1 protein-coding gene is annotated in these 306 nt (G+C 49.7%); it reads left to right on the forward strand.

Annotated features, from left to right (window positions below; genetic code table 11):
• Positions 1 to 293: YcbK family protein (locus tag LZP73_RS19830; RefSeq protein WP_234236627.1), on the forward strand; the 293-nt coding region annotated here is incomplete at its 5' end.
• Positions 294 to 306 lie beyond the last annotated feature (13 nt).

Raw genomic sequence — 306 nt, forward strand, 5'->3', positions numbered from 1 at the left:
CAGGATTATTCGACCAGTTGTATCGCCTGCAAGGGTTGTTAGGCACCCGCAAACCGGTGCAACTCATTTCCGGTTATCGTTCCATTGATACCAACAATGAACTACGCGCCCGCAGCCGTGGAGTAGCGAAGAAAAGCTATCACACTAAAGGCCAGGCGATGGATTTCCACATTGAAGGTATCGCGTTAAGCAATATTCGCAAAGCCGCGTTATCTATGCGCGCAGGTGGTGTAGGATATTACCCACGTAGTAACTTTGTGCATATTGATACCGGGCCAGCACGGCACTGGTAGTAATCGCTTAACG

Origin of the sequence: Shewanella sp. AS16, from assembly GCF_021412365.1 — a bacterium.
GTDB lineage: Bacteria > Pseudomonadota > Gammaproteobacteria > Enterobacterales > Shewanellaceae > Shewanella > Shewanella salipaludis.